The following is an 18,131-nucleotide window of genomic DNA, read 5'->3' as shown; positions in this document are numbered from 1 at the left end:
TATTGTTGAGTCAATATTTATAAAAGGACTTTTAATTATTTAATCAGGCATTGCGGTGAGAGTTTCTGTTTTGCTGATTCACTGTGGGATAAAGTTAAATAAACAGATATTTCAATTGAATGGATAGCTTGAAATAGATTTGGCTGCTTAAAATATATGTAGAATGAAACTGGGTAGTGAAGGTTTTAGGTATATCGCCGCGCTAATAACAAACACATTAGCAGCGGCGTTTTTATCAATTGTAGCCAAGGATATAACTGCAGTTCTCCTCCTCTTGCTCCTCAGTGCTGGCATGTTCCTCTACCATTGTAGATTCTTCATCTTCAAGTTTAGAAACAGCAAATTGATTATGGTGATGATGACCAAATAAAAATTTCTCCATGGGCGGATCCTGTCATTAACTAGCGCGTATATTTAGGTATAGTTTAAATACATGAATTTGATAGCCACTTTGAGTATTTATTTTTGTTAATTAAGCTACTTTTAAAGTTTTATGGCGGGGCTAGTTAGTGATTTTAATATTGGAATGCAGATGAAGTTTTTAATTATTGTGTTGTTAAGTGCGTTATTAACCGCCTGCTCAAGTGCGCCTCCAGAGCCGAGTCGTGGTTCGAGTAAGCACTCATTATCTAACTCAGCGCAAACAAAAAGTCAGTTATTACAAATGCATCGAGAGTGGCAGGGGGTACCTTATCGCTTAGGAGGCAATAGTAAGTCTGGTATCGATTGTTCTGCTTTTGTGCTGCTTACCTTTCAAAATCAGTTTGGCAGGCAGCTACCAAGGACCACTGAACAACAGAAAAATATCGGTAGCAGCGTGAGTAAAAGTCAGTTGCGAGCGGGGGATTTAGTGTTCTTTAAAACTGGCTGGAGTACTCGTCATGTGGGAATTTATATTGGCGACTCGCAGTTTTTACATGCATCAACTAGCCAAGGGGTGATGATCTCAAGCTTGAATAATAGCTATTGGAAACAAAAATATTGGCTAGCGAGAAGACCCTAAAAGAGACTCTCAAGGTGCCAATGAGCACCTTGAGGTTGCAAGTCGATTAGAAGCGGCGACCAACTGAAAGCAATACCTGATCCCAGTTTAAGAAACCGTATTCAACAAAGATATTCCACTCATTTTTAGGGCCAAAGTCATACACCATACTGACCGACATATTGTGGCTTTCAGAGCTAACTAAGTGCACATCATAGTCAATGGCTAGGCCGCCAGGTTTATTGAATAGTGGCACATTAAAATCGTAACTACCGCCGATTTTCTGGTTAATCATTTGGTAGTTATAACCTAATAAGAAGGCCAACTTATCGCCGCCAACATCGTATCTTTGCCCCATACGGATTGAGCCAATATAGGTTTGAATCGTGCTGTCAGTGGTGGTGGTCCATGAGTTAGTAAATGCCGCCACGCCGGTAAATATGAACGGATGCATACCCGGAATCACTTCCGCTTGGCCAGCAAGTACAGCACCTACACCTAAGTTGTATGCTGTGTACTCAATAGGAATTGGTAGCACCATATTGATGCCATTAGGGCCTAAACCTTCAGCATTACTTAGGTCTGCCAAAATATCTTTATGGCCTTTGGTGTAACCCGCTAAACCGTAAATATTTAAAAACGGTAATACCCAAGCATCGGCTCTTAGCTGAATGCTTTCATCTTCACCGGTAATGATCACATCATCAGCTGGGATAACTACGTTAGCATTGATATTGTGTAGCCAACCGCTGCCGGTTAGACCTAGATTGAAATTGTCTTTCGCGTCGTAAGCAACCGACTGCTTGTTGTAATAAATATTAAAACCGACAGGAATAGGTAGTTCATAACCCAACTCGCGGGCTTTGTCGCCCCAAATTGGTAGGTGGCTCCAGTGAGCAGGTTGCTGGCGCTCAATATCAGTGGTGTCGCTACTGTCGTCTGCCCATGCGTTTAGGCCGAAAGTCGCTAATAGCATCACAATCACAAGGTGTTTGTTCATTTGGTTTTTTCTCAAGATATTAATTAAAAGGCTTCGGTAAAGGTCAGGTAAAACCCGCTGTCGCCGTCACTTAAACCAAGATCAACGCGCACGTTCATTCTTGGCTGTAACTCGTAGCGGTAACCAACGCCGTAGCTATATAAAAGCTTTTCATAAAGGTGAGTATCTGTGCCTGCAATAGAGCCAACACCTGCCCACAAAGTCATGCCATGAGCCGACAATTCGCCGTTATGGCGTAAAAAGGTATGGCGGTATTCAACGGTGTGCTCAATTGCTTCACTGTCGCGGTAACGCCCTTGATACAGGCCGCGTAGCGATGCTTGGCCGCCTAAAGTCGGTAAGTCATAGTAAGGAACATCGCCATCACTCCATTGGTAGGCATTGTAAAATGCTAATACCTTGCCTAATGCCAGCGGTAAGTAATATCTATGGTCGATAAGCGCCTTTTGATAGCGATTATCGCTGCCAAAACTTGGGTTGTAGTTGATGTACTCTAGGTTAAGGAATTGGCCTTGCCATGCGTTAACCGCAACATCGCGACTGTCGTAGCTGACCGAAAAGCCTAAACCCATAGACAAAGGTTTATCTTTGTATTGTTGGAAGTTTTCATCATCAATTGCATTTTGCGGCAGGCTAGTTTGATCTGGCTTAAAGTAGTTTAAGCGCAGTGCTGGGCCAAAGTAGAAACCGTAGTCACTCTTAAAGTCTAAGTTTGCGTGGTAACTTAGTGATGTTTTGTTTAACAAAGTGTCATCAGATGCAGCCTGTTGCTTACCTGCGTTGTAACCGACTCCCCAAAAGTTTTCACTTTGGTCAGCCAATACAAACAGGCCGTTGTAACGAATATCGTCGTTATCAAAAAACAGGTTCTGTTTTGAGCGAATGCTATAACCCACATCGCCGTCACCTTTATTTACAATACCGAATAGTGACACGCTCGAGCGTTGTAATTCTGTTTGCTCGCGCTCGGTTTTAAAGGAGTACAGGCCGCCAAGAGCCATCATCATACCGTTTTCAGGGGTAAATGCGGGGCCGCCCAAAATATCGAACATGGCTAGGCCATTTTTAGCGATATGATTGTGCTTGCCGTACTCAAGATCAGTGATTGCAGCGTCAAGCTCATCGCAAACCTGCTCTGTGGTGCAGTTATCTTGTTGAGCGTCGAGTTCTTCAATTGCATCATCGTAAGCCTTACTGCGTTCTTCAGCTTGTTGTTGGTTGCTGAAAAAAGGCTGTTCACTGCTTTTGGTTGGTAAGTTTTGCTGACTTGAAGTGGCAATACTCGTCGTTGAAAAAAGCATTGCGATTAAGGCTAAGCTTGCTTGCCATAAGCCTGATGTGCTGTTCAATTATTGTCCCCTGACATGGTGCGAATTCAGCTGAATTCGAGAAGACGCAAGAGTACGGCAGAATTTGTCGAAAACAAGTGTTGTTAGAGGCTGGAACTTCAAAAAAAATGCGAGCTATATCGCGTTTGCAGCAAATGTCGTCACTTCAGTGTGTTTTTTGTACAGACAGACTTGGTTGGTTAGCAAATAATCATAAAATAGCCTGTGATTGGTTTTTACTGCGAACGCCACAATAATCAAATCCAAATAGTTAACTTTATGCTACTTTAAAGCCAGACTATAGAGACGCTAACGTTGACGATAAACTCTCAATGAAGCAGTTTATCTAGATCAGATTGAAGGAAGAGAAATGAGCAAAGCTAGAATCGGTATTGTAACGGTAAGTGATAGAGCCAGCGCTGGTGTTTACGAAGATATTTCTGGTAAGGCAATTATCGATGTGCTGAACGAATACCTGACATCTGAGTGGGAGCCTGTTTATGAGGTGATCCCTGATGAGCAGGACGTGATTTCAGCAACGTTAATTAAGATGGCTGACGAGCAAAACTGTAGCCTTATCGTCACAACCGGCGGCACAGGCCCTGCTAAGCGCGATGTTACACCGGAAGCAACAGAAGCTGTATGTGATCGCATGATGCCAGGCTTTGGTGAGCTAATGCGCGCTGAATCATTAAAGTTTGTACCAACGGCTATTTTGTCACGTCAAACAGCAGGTCTACGTGGTGACTCTCTGATTGTAAACTTGCCAGGCAAGCCAAAGTCGATCCGTGAATGTCTGGATGCAGTGTTCCCAGCAATTCCATACTGTATCGATCTAATGGATGGTCCTTTCTTAGAATGTGATGAGTCAGTCATTAAGCCGTTCAGACCTAAAGCTAAGTAATCTTTTTACTTAGTTTTTACTAAATCTTGAATAAAAATAGCGTGTTTCGGCACGCTTTTTTGTGGCTGAAATCCCGCCAGTTTTTACTGTTGTTTCTGCGTGAATTGACTATCTAACTTGGTACTAGACCTATCTAGTTTCTGTCAAAGTTTACAATTTAATTATAATCATTTTTAACGATATTAAGTGTTTAACACTATTGATTACTCGAGTCATTTTGGCTTTTGTTATAGGTAATCAAAAGTGGATTAGGTGCTTTTGGTTATTCTTTGGGCTTTTATGGCTAAAGAGATATAAATCCTTTCACCAATTTGAGTATTTTTCTTAGTGTGAACTATCGCCAAATAACGCTTTATTAGCCTTTTATATTTTTTCACAAACTTTTATATCGCCAAGGTATTAATATCTCAATAATTTAACAACTTATGTTCTATTCTGGGGCAAATTTGCGTTTGTGCATTGATAAAGTATTCGGAGTAGTAAAATGGATTGGCTAGCTTCATTAAGTATTAAACGAAAGCTAATGGCGGTAATGCTGGTATTTGGTATGGCAGCGTGTGCGATTTTGGTTGATGTTGTGTACAGCACTCAAGATGTAGAACAACGTTTCGATGAATATGATCAGGCGGCGGTAAACAGCCAGAAATATTTGCTGTCAATTAACCGCGATATGAATTACGTATCACGACTATCACGTAGCATCATGCTTGGTGATGATTTCACTAAAAATTACGGCTTACTCGAAACCCGTATTGAAGATATTTATAGCCATTTTGAAGGTTTAGACTTAGCCATTAACGCAATTAATAATCAGGCTGAACGTCAGAATATTCGTCAGCTAGCCGACCTATCTCAACAAGCAACTGAGGCATTTTTGGAAGATGGCCGTCAACGTATGTTAGCGCTAAAGTCGGTTGATCGTACTCCCGAAGTATTGCAAGTTGCTTGGGTTGAATACAGTAAAGGTGCTAGCCCATTTGCTAATGAAGCAAGACGCACTTTTCGCGACTTAACAGATGCCGAACAGGTGTTACGCACCGATATTCAAGCAGAGGCTCTTGATGCGCTAGCTTCTATGCGAGTGCAGCTATTTGCGATTACTTTCTTTGCGTTTTCCCTTGGTGGTTTGATTCTATTCTTTGTGTCGCGCGCTATTTTAAGTTCAATTGAAAGCATGAAGCAGTCTATCGTCACTATTCAGGCCGATTCAGACCTTACCCGTAGAATTGATATTACGACCAAAGATGAATTAGGCCAGCTTTCACGTTCATTTAACCTGATGTTAGATAAGTTTCAAACGAGTCTATTAAGCGTGGCTGAAACGTCTAGCTCATTGGCTGACTCTTCTCGCGGTATGGCTGTAACCACGGCTGATGCGGCGATCTCTGTCCAGACCCAACGAGATGAGTTGGAAATGGTTGCCACCGCAATGAACGAGATGACTGCGACAGTTGTGGAAGTGGCTAAAAATGCCAACGACGCCGCAGACGCAGCTGTGCAAACTGACACTCAGTCTCAAGCTGGTTTACAAGTAGTAAATAACACAGTGCAAGCGATTGAGGGCTTAGCGGTTGGTATTGAGCGTGCAGCGCAAGTGGTTAAAGATCTTGAAGATGATAGCCACCAAATTGGCTCGATTCTCGATGTGATTAAAGGCATTGCCGAGCAAACCAACTTATTGGCATTAAATGCGGCAATTGAGGCGGCGCGTGCGGGTGAACAAGGTCGAGGCTTTGCCGTAGTTGCTGATGAAGTCAGAACGTTAGCGAGTCGCACTCAAGAATCCACTGAAGAAATTCAACGTATGATTGAGAAGTTGCAGGGCGGTGCTAAATCAGCTGCCAATGCAATGACTGATAGTCGCCAATACGTTGATGACAGTGTTAATCATGCCCGCAGTGCAGGTGAGGTGCTGCAAAATATTGCCAAAGCAATAGCAACGATTACTGATATGAATACCCAAATTGCAACTGCAGCTGAAGAGCAAAGCACGGTTTCTGAGGAGATTAACACCAATATCGTCAACATTAGTAATGCTGCAGAACAAACCGCAGAGGGCACCAATATTAGCTCTAAAGAGGGTGAGAACTTAGCCGTTATGGCTCAACGTTTATCGGTACTGGTACAAGAGTTTAAAATCTAGTAATCAGTTAAGTACACAAAGTCAGCTGGTTAACGACGATTACTCAAGCCGCTAGCGAATGCTCGCGGCTTTGTTGTTTTTAATTGTAATTAAATACGCACTGTAGCCGCTTAATAAGCCTAGGCTGGGAATTGCGATAAAGTGACCAAATAGATTGGGTTCAATATTGAAATTTAGCCATACAAGTAGGCTCCAGCTAAGCAGCAAGTAACCTAAGCTAAATAGTCGATTGGTTGCGGTTCTCTTATTGCTCACCTCTGAATTAATGTTGTTTCTCATTGTTGTACTCCTTTATTACAGCGACATAAGTGATGCGCCGAATCAATACTCCTTCCAATACTGATTAGTATAAAAACTGGACAACTGAGCTTTAAGTGTCATTATTGACAAAATAAAGGTGATAAGTGACAGTCGGTGTTTGCAATGCGTGACTGTAAAGGGAGGAGTGATGAAGCGAATAGTGGTTTTGGCGGCCGATAATGCAGTCGCAGGTGGGATCTTAAGCTTTATGGACGTGTTTAGCTTTTGTAATACTTACTGGAAGGTGACTCATCCTAACGCCGACGAAATGCTATTCGAGTGTGCCATCATTTCCCCTAACGGTAAGCCGATAAACAGTGATTACCATGTTGTGTTGCCTGTGGTCTCCCATGATGAAGCTGAGCATTATCTTAGCCATGCCGACGCTGTGGTAGTTGCTTCGGCTACCATTACAAATCGGCAAGAGTTTAATGCGTATATGCAGGACTTTAAGCCTCATTTAGATACGCTACGCAAATTTGCTACCACAGGTAAACCGATAGCCGCTTATTGCTCTGGCACTTTGATGTTGGCGGCATCTGGGGTGCTGGATGACAAAAAGGCCACTTGCGTTTGGTGGTTGGCAGAGCTGTTTAAGCGCAGTTTTCCTCAGGTCAAACTCTGTAGTGAACATCTGGTGATGAATGATGGTGAGTTTTATACCGCGGGGGCGACCAGTGCTAATTTGAGTTTGGCTTTGCAGTTAGTGCATAAGCTGGCAGGCGAGCAAATAGCAACGCAAATGGCCAAGGTGTTGCTAATCGATCCTAATCGCACCTCACAACAAGCATTTGTTACATTAGCTGCCGACCCTAAGCACAATGATGAATTAGTTAAACGCATTCAAGACTGGATGCAGCTGCACTTACAAAGTCATATGCAGTTAGATGATATTGCCGATAAGTTTGCTGTGGGAAAACGCACGTTAATCCGCCGCTTTAAAAAAGCCATCAACGAAACACCGGCTAGCTATATACAAAGGCTTAGGATTGATGAGGCGAAGAGATTGCTAGAAACCACCGAGTTGGCGGTTGAACAAATAGTTGCACTGGTTGGCTATGAAGATGTGAGCTCGTTTAGAAAGTTATTTATGCAAATAACCAGTTTAACGCCGCGAGCCTATCGGCAAAAATTTAATACCCATGACTGCTGCTAACGCCTAGTTAGCACTATGAGTATTGAGGTTGTGTAGATTTATAATGCGTTAATTTGTGACTTTAGCTCATAGCTATTATCGGTAACGATTTTCTCAAGCACTTGTACGCGTTGTTCTAAATGTTTGTTTTGCTTACGCAGCAGTTCTAGCTCGTTGTTAGTGATCTCTGAGCTAGTAATTTTTCGCGACTTTAAGTAGTGCTTAAACGCTTCTCCGGCAGTGGCAATCGCAACAACAGCCACAATAAGTACAATCATAGGAATATCCATAATTTGCTCCTTAGTATAATTGGCTAACTTTGGGTGTTAGCACGATTAGCATATTTATCAACGACTTTACCTGTTGTGGCCCATACCATGACCCCCCCAAGCAAAGAGTGAAAACCCTGCTGGAATACAGGCGAGTAAAACTCGCCATTCTGGAGCGTTTTTGGCTGCCTACTTCTGCGTTGATTAGCTTTATAAGGGAATAACCATTATTGCAGCTATTCGCCTTGAATTAGTTTGCCAAAAACCGCTCTGAGTTGATCAAATTCTTGTACTGATTGGTATAGGCGAGCATGGCAGGAAGAAACCACAGAACTACAACAACGAGCCCTAATAGCAGCATAAAGCCGGTGTTATCATTGGTTAAAATCTTATCAATAAATTCCATATTTATTTCCTTATTCCTTATTCCTTATTCCTTAATCCTTAAAAAATAACGCTCAATGGCAGGGCTTAATGAGTGATTAAGCCCTGCCGCCTAGCTATAAACCAAACACTATTTTCTCGCTCTTGAGTGATTTTTGCATGCCAATAGCAAGGCCAGTGGCAATGGTTAAAGTGAATGCCGATGACACTGCGATTTGAGTTAGCGGTAGTTCACGGCCTTTAATAAATTCAATTAACGCCTGCATTTGTCCTGATATTGGTAACCATTGAATGGCTTCCGGGGCGATGTTGTAACTAGCCGCCATCGCAAGCATCATAGGTACCATTAACACGATAGTGATGTATGACTGCGCTTCTTTAAAGCTCTTGGCCATAAAGGATACAAATAGCTGTAAGCAAGCTGCCATAATGGCTACCGGTAAGCCCACAAGCAGCATCATTACAATAAAGCTAGTGTTCACGCTCACGGCAAAACCGAGTTCTTGCCAAGGTACAAAGCTGTAGGCCACCTTAGAGATAAGCAAGGTGAGCACTAAGCCGACCATGGCAAAAATAGTCACAGCAGTGATTTTGGCAATCACAATCTCCCAAGTCGAAACCGGATGACTTAATAGCAATGCCAGTGAATTACGCTCACGCTCACCGGCGCTGGTATCGATAGCTAGGTTCATACCCGAGATAAATACCGCATAAATCATGGTCATAGTCGCAAGACCTAGAATCATGCCCGCTTTAGAGTCTGGGGTGGCTTCATCTTTGACATTCACTTTAATCGGCTGCATTACGCGTGGATCAATGCCCCGCGCAATCAGACGTAAGCTACCCATTTCTCCGCTGTATTCCTGTAAGCTTCTTTCTAAACGACGAATTGAGTTTTGTAATTTTTCATTAGAGGCATCAGCGATTAGCGTGACTTCAGCGCTGAGTCCTTTTGCCATGTTGGCGGCGTATTCATCACTGATTATCAGCTGAATATCTTTGGTGTCTTTGGCATCACTCTCACCGTGGGTAATGCCGCGGCTAGCAAGAAATTTCACTAGGTCCGGAGCGCCTTTGGCATTATCAATTTTGATATTGAGATCTTCCGGGCTGGTTAGCTGGCCGATCAACAAAAAGAACATGCCGCACATTAATAGTGGTGTACCTACCGCGTAATATAATCCCGCCATTACCGAGCGTTTATCTCGGGCTGCATCGATAAGCTCTTTGCGGATCATTGAAATTATTTTATTACTCATGTTGAAATCCTTTTATCAGCCTAATTAGGCTGCAATGCCTTCGTCGGTACCAATTAATTGAATAAAGGCATCTTCGAGCGAGTCCTTTCCGGTTTGCTGGCACAGTGCATCTGGGCTGCCAACGGCAACCACTTTGCCTTCAGCCATTACAATCACTTGGTCGCAGAGCGCAGCAACTTCCTGCATCACATGGCTAGAAAACAGTACGCAGTGACCTTGGTTTTTAAGGTCGCGCAAAATATCACGCAGCACTCGAGTACTCATTACGTCTAAGCCGCGGGTTGGCTCGTCAAGAATGATATTGGTAGGCTGGTGCACTATGGCTTGCGCTAAAGCAGTTTTCATTCGCTGGCCTTGAGAAAAGCCTTTACATTGGCGGTCGGCAATATCAGCCAGATGCAACTTATCTATCACGCTGCTGGTGGCAAGCTTAGCCTCTTTGCGTGATAAACCATTGAGTTCGGCAAAATAACTAATGTATTCACGCGGAGTTAAACGCTCATATAAACCAAATGGATCTGGAAATAATCCCAGTTGCTGTTTAGCTGCAACGGGAGATTTGGCGATATCGATTCCGTCAATTTCAGCAACACCTTGGTCTGGCTTTAGTAACCCAAATACGGTGCGTAAACAGGTGGTTTTACCCGCGCCATTTGGGCCTAGTAAGCCAGTAATTTGGCCGTCTTGTGCTGAAAAGCTTAAGTCATTCAGCGCCTGCACATCTCCGATGCGTTTTGATAAGTTTGATACTTGGATCATGGTGGTTTCCTTACTGATTCAGGGCTGTTTGTTCGTCTGGCTTTGAAGCATCATCACTGGGGATTGCTTCTACTGTGCTGGCGTTAAGATAAAAATTACGACGAATATCTTCACTTAAACACGCCGCATCTAGTTCGGCTACCGAGCCAGTTTCGACTAAATCGGCGATCAAGTCGTTACCACATGACTGATAAGCCACACCATGAGTCGCATAAGGCGCTACAAAGTGTTTGGCATTAGTGAGTTTTTCCATAGCGAGTTCGCCCCAGCTTGGTGGCGTTGCAGGATCTAATTCGCCCGATAACAACAAGGTTGGAATATCGCCGGCAATCGCATCGCCAAAGCTGGCATCAACTGCAGGCATGTTCCACACGGCACAAGACTCGGCAAAAGTTTTTAGCATCTCATGACCAAAGTAGCTTTGATTGGTTTGCTCACGTAGTTCTGGCGTGAGTCGTTGCCAATCTTCACCGCATACCACTGAAGCATGCATACCCATCGCGATCCCCGCGTTATCCATGCTCATGGCATACAGGCCGGTGATAGGTTGAAAGTTGCCATTGGCTGCTTGATGTATAGCGTGAGGAATAAGCGAACGCGTGGCTGGTGAATATAAGGCCATGCGCAGTGCACCTTTAAACTTACTACGAGTCATTGTCAGCTTAGTGGCCTCACCGGTTAATGGGTCAGGTACTAAGCTGATTTTCGGCGCTTGAGTTAACTCTGCATCGACTTTATCCAGATCGGCTTTTAAGTCTGGAAACTGCTTATTGCACAGCTGGTTATTACTACAATCTTCAATCAATAAATCGAATGCACGAGCAATAGCGTTACCTATGGCTAATACGCTTTGTTGCATAGGCACGACACCATCAAGAGTCACGGTTGCTAGGCTTTCTGGATAATGACGCATATAAAGTTGCGCCATACGTGTGCCGTAAGATACGCCGTATAAATGCAGTTTTTGGTAACCTAAATGGGCGCGTACAGCTTCAAAATCTTTCAGTGCATTTAGGCTGCCATATTGAGTGACATCGGCATCTAGCTCATCCAAACATTTTTGGGTTTCTACTCGGGTATCAAAAAGACTTTCGTCAATGGCGAGTGCGCTATCAAAGGCGTCACCAATGCATTGCAGTTGATTAGATTGGCCGGTGCCGCGCTGGTCGATAAGAATAACATCTTCGGTTTGGCGCACTTTACTTAGCATGCGATCAAAGCCTTGGGCATTCTCAATCGCCGATTGACCTGGGCCGCCAGCAATAGCGAGTAGGGCCTCTTGCCTGTTGCTTGGCTTGGTGGCTGGCATGACTACATAATGAATTTGGATCTGCTTACCATCTGGCTTGGCGTAGTTCTCAGGTACTGAGATCGCGCCGCATTGCATCTGCTCTGACAGGCCATCGACATAACAAGCTTGTTGCGTGGTGGCCGCATTGTTTTCTTCGGCGTGAACTGCAAGGGGGATCATGCCCACAGCCATTAATATGGCTGCGCTGGCGGACTTATGGCGCCAAAGCACAGGTGAAATCTGTGCGCGTAATTGAGAGTACATTCCATGAAGCATGATACTGATTCCTTTTTGCAATTTAGCGTATCTATGTTAACTTTGTTACTGTATCGGTGTATCAATGTATTAATACAGTGACTAAAGGCTAATGTTAGAACTACTAAATGTCAACCCCAGCAGCGGTGAACCAATTTATCGACAATTAAGCGAGCAGATCGTACGTTTGATTGTGGGTGGCCAGCTGCAAAGTGAACAGGTATTACCGTCAGTACGGCAAATGGCTGAACACTTAACGGTAAACCCAATGACGGTGTCGCGTGCTATCCAGCAATTAGTCGAGCAAGGTTGGCTAGAGCGCCGCCGAGGCCAGCCAACCCGTGTGGCACAAAGAGCGAAAAATGAATCCGATAACAGTAGTCAGTTATTACTCGCACCTGTCGATGCGCTAATTAAACAAGCACAGCAGTTGGGTATTGATCTCGATGGATTAAAACAGCTTTTAGGAGAGCGCTGGCAAAAATAAGCCGGATCTCGCTAGGATAAGCAAGACGAAAGGACAAGTTTCGATGGAGATGAATCAAACAGCGACTTTGGCTTTTAGTCAGGTCAGCAAGCAGTTTGAACAGCAAACAGCACTCGATGATCTAAGTTTGCAGCTTTACCCCGGCATGGTGGTGGGTTTATTGGGGCAAAATGGTGCCGGTAAATCAACCTTGATGCGCTGTGCATTAGGCATTATCGAGCCTAATGTTGGCGAGGTAAGCGTGCTCGGTAGCTCCGTAAAAGAGCTAAGTTCTGAGCTTAAAACCCAAATAGGCTATGTACCTCAGCAGCCTTTTGGCTACGAGGGTTTTACTGTTGTTAAAGCTCTCGACCTGCACCGCAGCTTTTATCCTGATTGGGATAGGGGGTTAGAAACTGAGTGGCTGCAGCGTTTCGATTTAGATCCCAAACAACAAGTACAACGCTTATCTGTTGGTCAGCGCCAATCGCTTGCATTAATCATGGCGATGTCATATCGGCCAAAATTGCTTATTTTAGATGAACCTGTCGCTAGCTTAGACCCTATTGCGCGTCGCAAATTTATGGCGGATCTATTTGATTTAGCCCTAGAGTCAGGTTCTTGCGTGCTGTTTTCCTCTCATATCACTTCCGATCTCGAACGCGTTGCCAGTCACTTGGCCTTGTTGAAACAAGGCAAGTTAGTGCTATTTAAAGAAATCGATGCACTGCGCGAACAAGTGAAGTTGCTGACTCTGGCAGAGGGGGCGCAGTTACCAGAGGAGTTACAGGTTCTTAATCGCCAAGGCAATAAAGTGCTGGTGGATAATTTTAAGCAAGAGTTTACTGGCTTGATTCAGGCCGAATCACTTAACCTAGAACAGCTATTTATGGAGTTACATTCATGAGCTGGGCCCATATCCGCTCAGGCGCTTGGTTAAAAGGCAGTATACGTCTGTGGTTATTCGATCTTGGTTGCGTCAGCTTTCTGGGGGTTGCCCTACTTGGCTTGGTCATGGTACTAGGGTTACCTTTAATATTGCCCGCTGATGCGCAGAGAAAAGTTGATACCTTAGTTTTGCTGATGAATATGTCTATCGGCTCTATCTGTATTGCTATTGGTTGGCAAATGAATCGATTAGCGGCGACTGAATGGGCCTGTATCGTCCCGCAATATCGGCTTAATGTGATGCTGCAAGCCGCAGCTTTGTTATTGTTGATGCTGAGTGTGGTGTGCGGTTTTTTTATTGCCTATGACGCATTCGATAAAATTACTGAGTCGTTGATAAGTTTACTATTAGGTTTGAGCTTTTTATATTTCAGCTTAGCGAGAAAAAATGCGTTTCATTTTTCCTTTTTCTTGTATATCTCACTGCCAATGCTGCCTTACATAGAGCAAATCTTGCCTCAAGGGGCAAATATTGTCTTAGTGCTGTTAAATCTGGCGCTAATGCTGTTGGTTAGTAAAAAAATGCTGGGATTAACTTGGAATAACAAGGCACGTTCTGTGTATCTAAATGGCTTAGAGATGGGCTGGATTTGGTTGCCATCGCCACGTTCAATGGCTTTGCTAAACCGAATAGAACGTAGTCTGCACCCTGCTAATTACTTTATTGGTCCTGTGTTTAGTATGTTGCTATTGCTTATGCCATTAACAACACTGCTGCTGGCTGGTATTGGTCATTATTATGCAGTCGAGATCCCCGTGCTGGTTTTTCTCGTGCAATTTAACTGTATTTTATGTGGCATGTTGCATTGGAGTCGCATTCAGCGGTGGCGTGCGGTTGAGAGCCTATTTGTACTGCCGGGATTTGATGGTAAGCAAGGCATGATAAACGCGTTTATGCAGGCGCAATATCGTTTGTTGGCTATTTTGGTGGTTAGCATGATGATTACGGCCAGTATCGTTAGCCTGTTGGATCAGAGCATTAACTTGTCTGTGTGGCTGCACATGGTATTAACTACCTTGTTTGCTTGTGCAGCGACCTTAGGTTTAGGCTCTATGTGTCGTAACTCAATACAGATCTCAGGACTTATCTTTTTGATTGGCTTGTTATCCGGCTGGAGCTCTGTTGGTATGTCATCGGCAGAACAAACGCAGGTATGGGATCTTGTTGCATGGGATCTATTATTTTTACTCTTATCGATTGCTTCATTGTGGCGCGCAAAACAGTGTTTATGGCGTGAAGATCTGCTGAGTCGATAAGTTTAATTACGTACATTAGCGTGTAATCCTGCAAAATGATTAAAAATTAATCTAACTTGTTACGTGAATAATCGAGATTAATGCGTACACTTGTTAATTAAAAAATTCTTTTTTAATTAATGTACTTAGCTTAATTGCTTGCTTGTTAATTACGGGCCACCTAGTTCTCAGGTTGGCCTTTTTTTGTGTATTAGTTAACAGAAATAGAGCAAAAACTCTTAGTGTTTATAGATTCTTCGAGTAAACTTGCGCCAAAGCGGAACACTTGTAAGCTAAAAGGTAGTTATTTTATGTCGCTCGAGCAATACCACGTAGTACGATTAATACAACAACAAAGCCAAGCACTTGGCGATGCTATTGCGCTCGAAGGATTTGAAACGCTAGCGCCTTGGCACCAAGTGAGCTGGTCTCAATTTGACGTTATTACGTCTAAAATTGCACGCGTGTTGATTCAGTTCGGTATTGAATCACAAGATCGTGCAGTGATCCTGTCACAGAACTGTCCACAGTGGACTTGTGCTGACTTAGGCCTATTAAAAGCCAAAGCAGTGGTAGTGCCTATTTACCCAACTAGCACCATTGAGCAAGCCTCTTATATTGTTAACGATGCGGCGGCAAAACTGATATTCGTTGGTGACGCTGACCATTATGCAATGGCGTGCGACTTAGTGAGCCAGTGTGACAGCTTGACCAAAATTGTAGTGTTCAATAAATCTGTTGAACTACAAGATCCACAAAATCATTTCTATCTAGATGACTTGCTTGCGCAAGAAACTGATTTAGCGGCAGACGCTGAACTTGAAAAGCGCCTAGCAGCGTTTGATTTAGATGACTTGCTAACCCTTATTTATACTTCGGGCACCACAGGTGATCCAAAGGGCGTCATGCTGGATTACCGCAATATTGCCTCTATGGTGCGTCAGCACGATAACTTCTTACCGTTTACACCGGGCGATGTGTCGTTAGCTTTCTTACCATTAAGCCATGTATTTGAGCGTGGTTGGAGCTTCTACGTATTATCACGTGGTGGTCATAACGTTTACTTGTCTAACCCAATGGCAGTGAAAGAAGCGATTGTTCAAGTACGTCCACATACGCTTTGTGTAGTGCCACGTTTCTTAGAAAAAGTGTACAGCGCAGTACAAGATAAAGTGATTAAAGCGCCAGAGATGCGCCAGAAGATGTTCACATGGGCGATGTCTGTTGGTCATAAGCAATCTGAAGTTGGCCAAGGTCGCCATAAAGCCTCAATCGGTTTGAGCTTACAGTGGAAGCTAGCAAACAAACTAGTATTCAGTAAGTTAAAGCAAGTGTTAGGTGGTCGTCTTAAATTTATGCCGTGCGGCGGTGCAGCACTTGATCCAAACGTAAGCGCTTTCTTCCAAAGCATTGATGTACCAGTGCTTTGTGGTTACGGTATGACCGAAACCACAGCTACTGCGACTTGTAATACTTTGGCTAATCGAGTGCCTGGATCAAATGGCCAAGCGATTCCGGAAGTGGAAATCAAGCTAGGTAAAGACAACGAGATTTTGGTTCGTGGTGATACCGTCATGCGTGGTTACTACAATCGCCCTGAAGAAACGGCTGAAGCGTTTGAAGATGGTTGGCTAAAAACCGGTGATGCGGGTCGTATAGACGAAAACGGTAACTTGTTTATTACCGACCGTATTAAAGAGCTAATGAAAACCTCAAACGGTAAGTACATTGCACCGCAACGTGTTGAAGGCAAAGTAGGTTGTTGTCCGTTCATCGAGCAAGTGGCCATCGTTGCTGATGCGCGTAACTATGTAACGGCACTGATTGTACCGGCATTTGAGTCATTAGAAGCGTGGGCAAAAGAGAAAGGCTTAAGCTATGAGTCGCAAATTGAATTGCTGCGTCACTCTCACGTAGTTGAACATTTTGAGCAACGCCTTAAGACACTGCAAAGCGAGCTTGCTGGCTTTGAAAAGATTAAGAAGTTCACCTTGTTACCAGATGCGTTTTCAATGGAAGCGGGCTTAATTACCCCAACCATGAAGCTTCGTCGTAAAGTGATTTACAACAAGTACGCACGTGAAATCGACAAGATGTATAGCCGCTAACTAAGTGAGCTTTACTACTAAATAAGGGATGCAATGCATCCCTTATTTATTTTCAGCTTTAAACTGCTGTAGTCAGAAGCTGTAATACCATTTCACTCCGCCTTAACGCTTGTGAGCTTTGCCTAATCCCTCTGTCAAAGGTAAGCATTAAAACAAAGATTGGTGCTTAAACTGATAAATTACGCTTTCGGTGCAAAGTCTGCAGCAGCTAGGCGGTGAGCTGTGTAGATTGCTTCACCATCACTTTCTGCATCAAAAATAACTGTGACATCAGGAGAGAAAAGTAATACATCGCCAACTTCAGCAACGTATTTAACATTGTCTGTATCGCGTACTACTATTTTACCTTTGGTGATCACTTTGTACTCTACTGAATCATAGAAGTACTCAAACTCAGTGCCTGGCGCCATGGTGAAGTGACCAATAGTCAGTGCGTTGCTGTTGTTAGTGACACTCACTTCAGCCATGTCACTTTTTAGGTTTTCAATATTTAATAGCTGGCTTAGATCATTCAGTGCGAATGAACCAGATTTGATCAGTGTAATTTTGTTGTTTTGAGCAGTTAATGTTGTCATGGTAATCCTTAAATAATTGGCTAAGGGAAGGCCATGTTCTCCCCTTAGCTTGTTTGCATCAGTGTTAGTTATAAACGTGCTTTAAAGATTTCGATGATTTCTTCAAGGCTTGCTTTACGTGGGTTAGTTAAAGAACATGCATCGTTTAGGGCGTTTTGCGCCATAAATGCTAGCTTGTCTTCTGTAACACCTAAGTCAGCTAGACGTTGTGCAGTGCCAACTTGTTGAGAAAGTGCTTCGATAGCGGCAATACCGGCTTCAATGGCTTGCTCTTGGGTCATATTTGATACATCTACGCCCATGGCTTTAGCGATATCAACAAAACGTGCAGGTGTGGCAACAGCGTTGAAACGTGATACTTCTGGAAGAAGAATAGCGTTACATAGACCGTGTACTAAGTCGTAAACACCACCGAGTTGGTGTGCCATAGAGTGCACATAACCAAGTGAAGCGTTAGAGAAGGCCATACCTGCAAGGTATTCACCGTATTGCATAGCATCACGAGCTTGGCGATCTTCACCGTTTTCAACTGCAGTCGCTAAGTTCTGTGAGATTAACTCAATTGCCTTAATAGCAGAGGCATCTGTAATTGGCGTTGCTGCAGTAGAAACATAAGCTTCAACAGCGTGAGTTAACGCATCCATACCGGTTGCAGCAGTCAGGAACTTAGGCATAGCCACCATAAGTTCTGAGTCGTTTACCGCGATAATTGGAGTAAAGTGCTTATCAACCACTGGGTATTTGGTTTCATCAGCTTCGTTAGTGATGATGGCAAATACGGTCATTTCT

19 protein-coding genes are annotated in these 18,131 nt (G+C 43.7%); 8 read left to right on the top strand and 11 right to left on the bottom strand.

What is annotated here, in order from left to right:
* Positions 1-235: 235 nt before the first annotated feature.
* Positions 236-382: a hypothetical protein gene (locus tag L2740_RS20470; RefSeq protein WP_248951885.1), complete on the bottom strand. Its 147-nt coding sequence runs from the start codon at positions 380-382 to the stop codon at positions 236-238.
* Positions 383-532: 150 nt separating this feature from the next.
* Between L2740_RS20470 and L2740_RS20465 the strand changes: the two genes are divergently transcribed.
* Positions 533-1,003, top strand: a complete 471-nt coding sequence (locus tag L2740_RS20465) for an NlpC/P60 family protein (protein WP_248951884.1) — start codon at positions 533-535, stop codon at positions 1,001-1,003.
* A 46-nt stretch (positions 1,004-1,049) separates the two neighbouring features.
* On the opposite strand, the gene L2740_RS20460 is transcribed toward L2740_RS20465, so the two are convergent.
* Complete coding sequence (locus L2740_RS20460; RefSeq protein ID WP_248951883.1) at positions 1,050-1,982, bottom strand: hypothetical protein; 933 nt, start codon at positions 1,980-1,982, stop codon at positions 1,050-1,052.
* Between the two features lie 23 nt (positions 1,983-2,005).
* Entirely contained in the window at positions 2,006-3,331 is a 1,326-nt protein-coding gene (locus L2740_RS20455; RefSeq protein WP_248951882.1) for a BamA/TamA family outer membrane protein, read from the bottom strand.
* A gap of 349 nt (positions 3,332-3,680) precedes the next feature.
* Between L2740_RS20455 and mog the strand changes: the two genes are divergently transcribed.
* Positions 3,681-4,214 carry a molybdopterin adenylyltransferase gene (mog, locus tag L2740_RS20450; protein WP_248951881.1) on the top strand — a complete coding sequence of 178 codons (534 nt, stop codon included), beginning with the start codon at positions 3,681-3,683 and terminating at the stop codon, positions 4,212-4,214.
* Positions 4,215-4,698: 484 nt separating this feature from the next.
* The gene (locus tag L2740_RS20445) at positions 4,699-6,357 is read left to right on the top strand and encodes a methyl-accepting chemotaxis protein (RefSeq protein ID WP_248951880.1); all 1,659 of its coding nucleotides are present in this window, start codon (positions 4,699-4,701) and stop codon (positions 6,355-6,357) included.
* Between the two features lie 51 nt (positions 6,358-6,408).
* On the opposite strand, the gene L2740_RS20440 is transcribed toward L2740_RS20445, so the two are convergent.
* Positions 6,409-6,636, bottom strand: coding sequence for a hypothetical protein (locus L2740_RS20440; protein WP_248951879.1), 228 nt, complete (start codon positions 6,634-6,636; stop codon positions 6,409-6,411).
* Between the two features lie 169 nt (positions 6,637-6,805).
* Here L2740_RS20440 and L2740_RS20435 point away from each other — a divergent pair, with 169 nt between their 5' ends.
* Complete coding sequence (locus tag L2740_RS20435) at positions 6,806-7,813, top strand: GlxA family transcriptional regulator (protein WP_248951877.1); 1,008 nt, start codon at positions 6,806-6,808, stop codon at positions 7,811-7,813.
* Between the two features lie 38 nt (positions 7,814-7,851).
* Here the strand turns inward: L2740_RS20435 and L2740_RS20430 are convergent, their stop codons facing one another.
* From L2740_RS20430 to L2740_RS20410, 5 genes are all read right to left on the bottom strand, one after another.
* Positions 7,852-8,082: a hypothetical protein gene (locus tag L2740_RS20430; protein ID WP_248951875.1), complete on the bottom strand. Its 231-nt coding sequence runs from the start codon at positions 8,080-8,082 to the stop codon at positions 7,852-7,854.
* Positions 8,083-8,311: 229 nt separating this feature from the next.
* On the bottom strand, positions 8,312-8,467 hold the full coding sequence (locus L2740_RS20425; protein ID WP_248951874.1) for a hypothetical protein: 156 nt from the start codon (positions 8,465-8,467) through the stop codon (positions 8,312-8,314).
* A 94-nt stretch (positions 8,468-8,561) separates the two neighbouring features.
* Positions 8,562-9,704, bottom strand: coding sequence for an ABC transporter permease (locus L2740_RS20420; RefSeq protein ID WP_248951872.1), 1,143 nt, complete (start codon positions 9,702-9,704; stop codon positions 8,562-8,564).
* A 24-nt stretch (positions 9,705-9,728) separates the two neighbouring features.
* Entirely contained in the window at positions 9,729-10,463 is a 735-nt protein-coding gene (locus L2740_RS20415; RefSeq protein WP_248951871.1) for an ABC transporter ATP-binding protein, read from the bottom strand.
* 10 nt (positions 10,464-10,473) lie between these two features.
* Entirely contained in the window at positions 10,474-12,030 is a 1,557-nt protein-coding gene (locus tag L2740_RS20410; protein WP_248951870.1) for an alpha/beta hydrolase, read from the bottom strand.
* A 91-nt stretch (positions 12,031-12,121) separates the two neighbouring features.
* Here L2740_RS20410 and L2740_RS20405 point away from each other — a divergent pair, with 91 nt between their 5' ends.
* The 4 genes from L2740_RS20405 (at position 12,122) to L2740_RS20390 (ending at position 16,767) form a co-directional block, all read left to right on the top strand.
* Positions 12,122-12,496: a GntR family transcriptional regulator gene (locus tag L2740_RS20405; RefSeq protein WP_248951869.1), complete on the top strand. Its 375-nt coding sequence runs from the start codon at positions 12,122-12,124 to the stop codon at positions 12,494-12,496.
* Between the two features lie 43 nt (positions 12,497-12,539).
* Positions 12,540-13,382: an ABC transporter ATP-binding protein gene (locus L2740_RS20400; RefSeq protein ID WP_248951868.1), complete on the top strand. Its 843-nt coding sequence runs from the start codon at positions 12,540-12,542 to the stop codon at positions 13,380-13,382.
* Positions 13,379-14,680 (top strand): hypothetical protein, encoded by a 1,302-nt coding sequence (locus tag L2740_RS20395; protein ID WP_248951867.1) that lies wholly within the window; start codon positions 13,379-13,381, stop codon positions 14,678-14,680. Before L2740_RS20400 ends, L2740_RS20395 begins: the two co-directional genes overlap by 4 nt.
* A gap of 290 nt (positions 14,681-14,970) precedes the next feature.
* Entirely contained in the window at positions 14,971-16,767 is a 1,797-nt protein-coding gene (locus tag L2740_RS20390) for an AMP-dependent synthetase/ligase (RefSeq protein WP_248951866.1), read from the top strand.
* Positions 16,768-16,946: 179 nt separating this feature from the next.
* Here L2740_RS20390 and L2740_RS20385 read toward each other — a convergent pair whose 3' ends face one another.
* Positions 16,947-17,342, bottom strand: a complete 396-nt coding sequence (locus L2740_RS20385) for a cupin domain-containing protein (RefSeq protein WP_248951865.1) — start codon at positions 17,340-17,342, stop codon at positions 16,947-16,949.
* A gap of 68 nt (positions 17,343-17,410) precedes the next feature.
* Positions 17,411-18,131, bottom strand: a 721-nt coding sequence (locus tag L2740_RS20380; protein ID WP_248951864.1) for a dehydroquinate synthase/iron-containing alcohol dehydrogenase family protein, incomplete at its 5' end; no start/stop codon positions are given.

Source organism: Shewanella pneumatophori (assembly GCF_023283895.1).
In the GTDB taxonomy this organism is placed as follows: Bacteria; Pseudomonadota; Gammaproteobacteria; order Enterobacterales; family Shewanellaceae; genus Shewanella; species Shewanella pneumatophori.
The sequence above is the reverse complement of the archived record's forward strand: the minus strand, read 5'-3'. Positions and strand labels throughout refer to the sequence as shown.